A 4,669-nucleotide genomic window follows, 5' to 3' on the forward strand; every position below is an offset into this window, starting at 1 on the left:
ACCCTGGGAGCCTCGCGACTCGTCGGTTTTCAAGACCGGTGCTTTCGACCACTCAGCCACCCCTCCTCTTGGATGGGCGCAGATTCTATAGTGTTGAGAAAAAGTGTCAAGCATCTTATTGTATGTTTTCACATAAAACTGAAAAAAAGCCGTTTTTCTCTCTATTTTGATTAGTTATTGAGCAGCTACTCTCTGAATTGATTACGATTCATACACATCTGTAGCCAATACCTAATACCAGCACTTCTAAACTTTTGCTTATGCAACACCAGATAAAACTGCCGATGCATATCTCGGCCCGCTACATTTAGCTCAACCAAGCTATTATTTTCAAAAGATTCTCGTAAGGTAATACGCGATAGACAAGATATCCCAACGCCAGCTTTTACTGAGCGCTTTATCGCTTCTGTGTGCTGTAACTCCAACAAAACATTAAGGCTGGGCAGCAACCCACGCATTGCCCAATCGAATGTCTGGCGGGTACCAGATCCCTGCTCTCGCAAAATCCAACCAGCACTCTGCAAGTCTTGATCAGATAACACCGACTTCTGTGCTAATGGATGCGCTGGAGAACAAAAGACTACAAGCTCATCTTCAAGCCAGGGAATAAACTCCAAATTAGCATCATTGGATTCACCTTCAATTAAACCAATATCTAATTCATAGTTAGCTACTTTTTCTACGATCGCTGAAGTGTTCGCCACATCTAAAGTTACTTTCCTACCTGGATGGTTAGACATATAAGTAGCCATTAACTCAACAGCTAGGTAATTGCCGATAGTAAGCGTCGCGCCTAACTTAAGATGGCCTGGCGTTTGATGCTGCCTTAGTTCATTTTCGAGACTTCTGGCACGCTCAAGTAGCGATTCTACGCGGGGGCGCACCAAACGGCCCAATTCATTGATCTGCAGTCGCTTACCGACTCTATCAAAGAGCTGTATATCAAAATGATCCTCTAGATCTCTTAATGCGCTGCTTGCGGCTGACTGCGACATGGAAAGGCTAGCCGCCGCGCGCGTAATATTGCTGTGGTGAGCTACCGCTAAGAACACTTCCAATTGACGCAGTGAATACTTCATTATCGATATTTCCGATTACACATATATAAATATCCCGCTTTACCGATAAACTACTCTCTTATACCATTATCATCAATATTTAATCGCACTTAGAACAAAAAGTGCTTAGCAACAATGTACTTAAAACATAGAGAGATACGTACATGTCATCTATCGGTCAAGAACAGGTCACCAGCGTACACCACTGGAACGACACGCTTTTCAGCTTTAAAACTACCCGTGATGCCGGTTTTCGTTTTAAGAATGGTTACTTCACTATGATAGGCCTAGAACACGAAGGACGCCCTCTTATGCGCGCCTACAGTATTGCTAGCGCCAACCACGAAGAAGAACTAGAGTTCTTTAGCATAAAAGTACAAGACGGCCCTCTTACCTCTAAGCTACAACAAATAAAAGTAGGCGATAATATTTTGATCAGTAAAAAGCCAACAGGCACACTGATCAACGACCACTTACTGCCAGGTAAGCATTTGTACCTCATCAGTACAGGTACAGGGCTTGCTCCTTTCATGAGCATTATCAAAGACCCTGAAATCTACGAAGCTTACGATAAGGTCATTCTAACGCACGGGGTCCGCTTCAAGTCTGAGCTTGCCTATGCAGACATGATTGTTAATGAACTGCCAAAAAATGAATACTTGGGTGAGCTGATCAGTGAAAAGCTGATGTACTACCCTACCGTTACACGTGAAAAATATCGTAATAATGGACGCCTGACAGACTTGATGGCGACAGGAAAGCTATCCAAAGATCTTGGTTTGCCTGCACTCAACCCAGAAACAGATCGATTTATGATCTGTGGGAGCCCTAGTATGCTGAAAGATACTTGTACGCTGCTAGATAAGATGGGATTTTCTGAACACCGCCGTAACGATTTAGGTCATTACGTTATCGAGCGAGCATTTGTAGAAAGCTAGTCAGCACCATGATTGGCTGCCCCTTTTACCAGTCAGCCCCGCTGACTGGTTTTTTATAGCGGTTCGTTGCATTTAACGCTCCCGCTGTTCCCATAATCCAACTACCCTCCTCAGGTATAAAGCGTTAAGGTTATAAAACGAACCTGCAGGGCTATTATCTATGGATGCGCAAGACCCCCAACCGAGATGGAAAAAACCAACTGTATTACTGTTTGTCATGGCTGCTGCTATGCCTTTTTCCATGGGTACATGGATGGCGCTTATCAACAACTTCTCAATTGAGTATGCACAGTTTGATGGCTCAGATATGGGCATCCTGCAAAGCGTGCGCGAGGTGCCTGGGTTCCTCTCATTTGCCGTTATCTTTTTACTACTGATCATCAAAGAACAAACACTGGCGGTTGTTGCACTAGCTTTGCTAGGCCTAGGCACAGCACTAACTGGTCTATTACCGAGTTTTATGGGCCTATGTTTTACAACCGTTCTTATGTCTGTTGGCTTCCACTACTTTGAAACGGTAAATCAATCACTGCAACTACAATGGCTCGAAAAGGGAGAGGCCCCTAAAATAATGGGCAAGCTAATTGCAATGGGCTCTGCTTGTGCGCTAACAGCCTATGGCATTGTCTATATCGGGTTAGAGTACTTTGGTTTATCCATGGTCTGGGTTTACTTAGTCGGTGGTGGCATTACGTTTCTACTAGCAATGGCCGCTTGGAGCCTTTTTCCTCACTTTCCAGAAAAAGTAGAGCAGCGTAAAAAGCTATTCTTAAAACAACGTTATTGGCTTTACTATGCGTTAGTGTTTATGAGCGGGGCACGACGACAAATTTTCGTCGTTTTTGCAGGCTTTTTGATGGTAGAAAAATTCGACTTCAGCGCCGCAGAAATTACTCTCATGTTTTTGGCTAATATGGCCATCAATATTGTGCTAGCTCCCCTCATTGGCAAACTGATTGCTCACTGGGGAGAAAGACGCGCCTTAACTTTTGAATATATCGGATTAATCGGCGTATTTAGTGCTTATGCATTGGTCGACAGCGCCCTTTGGGGAGCAGCGCTGTATATTATCGACCATCTGTTTTTTGCCATGGCAATTGCCATTAAAACGTATTTCCAGAAGATAGCATCACCAGAAGACATTGCACCTACGGCTGGCGTCTCATTCACTATCAATCATATTGCAGCTGTCGTTATACCCGCTAGCTTTGGCTTACTATGGTTAATATCGCCAGCGATTGTCTTCTATGCAGGTGCCGCTATGGCAGGTATCTCACTAATACTGGCTCAGCTAGTTCCTGATAGCCCAGTTGATGGCGCAGAAACGCGTATTACTCAGCCAGTGTCAGCATGAGATCAGACTTGTACCATATTGATAATACCGTCATGAATAAACTGTATTGCTAATGCAGCGAGTACCACACCAAGAAAGCGACGCAAGATATCATCGCCTGTTCGGCCAATGATTTTCTTCACATAACGGGACAGTATCATCATCACCAATGTACCTAAACTGATGGTCAGAATAGCCAGAATGATAGACAGCGTACCTTGGTTATCAGATGCTTTTGAAAATAGGAGAATAGCTAGCGTTAAAGAACCAGGTCCGGCCAACATAGGAATAGACATCGGAAACACCGCAATATCTTTTCTTTCGGTGGTACTAGTATGCTCTGTATCTTTGGTAATCATATGAAAGGCTGTATAGAACAACAAAATCCCACCAGAAATACGTAACGCATCAATACTGATTCCCAGCTTGTGCAGCAAAGGTTCACCAAAGTTACCAAACAGTATTAAAAGCGTTGACGAGATTACCGCTGCTTTTATCGCCATTTTGATACGATGACGCATATCGTCGACAGGGACTAGCGAGTGGAAAATAAGCGCCGCACCAATCGGATCAATAATAACAAAAAGCGCAATCATCGCATTTAGATAAACAGCTATATCCACACATTACTCCTACACAAAAACAATAATTCGACCAAGGTCTAAATAATGAGTGCATAGTAATACGTCACAGGTGATAAATCACCCATTGCCGCAGCGTTCTAGTAAATAGACAAACTCTACATCCAAACCTCTCAGCTTATATAAAAAAAGCACCCGAAGGTGCTTTATAAAAACTAAGACTAGAGTTCTGTAGGTATTACCGACATATCTGAGCTTACATATTCAGCATCACATATTTGGATAATTAGGGCCGCCGCCGCCTTCAGGCGTCACCCAGGTGATATTTTGAGACGGGTCTTTAATATCACAAGTTTTACAGTGCACGCAGTTCTGAGAGTTGATCTGGAAACTGGTTTCACCGGCCTCATCTTCAACCACTTCATAAACGCCGGCTGGGCAATAACGCTGCGCAGGCTCGCCATACAAGGGCAGGTTCTTCGCTAGCGGTACGCTGCTGTCTTTGAGTGCTAAGTGACACGTCTGATTCTCTTCATGGTTGGTATTGGAGAGAAACACTGACGTTAGTTTATCAAAGCTCAACACACCATCGGGTTTAGGGTAATCGATAGATGAGAACTCTTTGGCTGGACGCATTTGTGCATAATCTTCATGATTATCACGCAGTGTAATCGGCAACTTACCACCGAAAATATTTTGATCAATAAAGTTGAACGCACCACCTAGGTAAGGGCCAAACTTATGCATAGCGGGGCCAAA

General features: G+C 43.8%; 5 protein-coding genes. 2 read left to right on the plus strand and 3 right to left on the minus strand.

Annotated elements, in window-relative coordinates:
- Positions 1 to 185 precede the first annotated feature (185 nt).
- A complete protein-coding gene (locus G511_RS0117675; protein ID WP_028470823.1) occupies positions 186 to 1,079 on the minus strand; it encodes a LysR family transcriptional regulator in 894 nt (297 codons plus the stop codon).
- Between the two features lie 143 nt (positions 1,080 to 1,222).
- Between G511_RS0117675 and G511_RS0117680 the strand changes: the two genes are divergently transcribed.
- A complete protein-coding gene (locus tag G511_RS0117680; protein WP_028470824.1) occupies positions 1,223 to 1,996 on the plus strand; it encodes a ferredoxin--NADP reductase in 774 nt (257 codons plus the stop codon).
- A 160-nt stretch (positions 1,997 to 2,156) separates the two neighbouring features.
- On the plus strand, positions 2,157 to 3,350 hold the full coding sequence (locus tag G511_RS0117685) for an MFS transporter (protein WP_028470825.1): 1,194 nt from the start codon (positions 2,157 to 2,159) through the stop codon (positions 3,348 to 3,350).
- A 2-nt stretch (positions 3,351 to 3,352) separates the two neighbouring features.
- Here G511_RS0117685 and G511_RS0117690 read toward each other — a convergent pair whose 3' ends face one another.
- On the minus strand, positions 3,353 to 3,952 hold the full coding sequence (locus G511_RS0117690; RefSeq protein ID WP_028470826.1) for a MarC family protein: 600 nt from the start codon (positions 3,950 to 3,952) through the stop codon (positions 3,353 to 3,355).
- Between the two features lie 228 nt (positions 3,953 to 4,180).
- A partial coding sequence (locus G511_RS23305; protein WP_169565805.1) for a 4Fe-4S dicluster domain-containing protein occupies positions 4,181 to 4,669 on the minus strand: 489 nt, incomplete at its 5' end.

This window comes from Neptunomonas japonica DSM 18939 (genome assembly GCF_000422765.1).
Classification (GTDB): Bacteria; Pseudomonadota; Gammaproteobacteria; order Pseudomonadales; family Balneatricaceae; genus Neptunomonas; species Neptunomonas japonica.

Coding starts and splice junctions, on each gene's coding strand:
- G511_RS0117685 (WP_028470825.1), top strand. CDS start 2,157: ATGGATGCGCAAGACCCCCAACCGAGATGGAAAAAACCAACTGTATTA.
- G511_RS0117680 (WP_028470824.1), top strand. CDS start 1,223: ATGTCATCTATCGGTCAAGAACAGGTCACCAGCGTACACCACTGGAAC.
- G511_RS0117675 (WP_028470823.1), bottom strand. CDS start 1,079: ATGAAGTATTCACTGCGTCAATTGGAAGTGTTCTTAGCGGTAGCTCAC.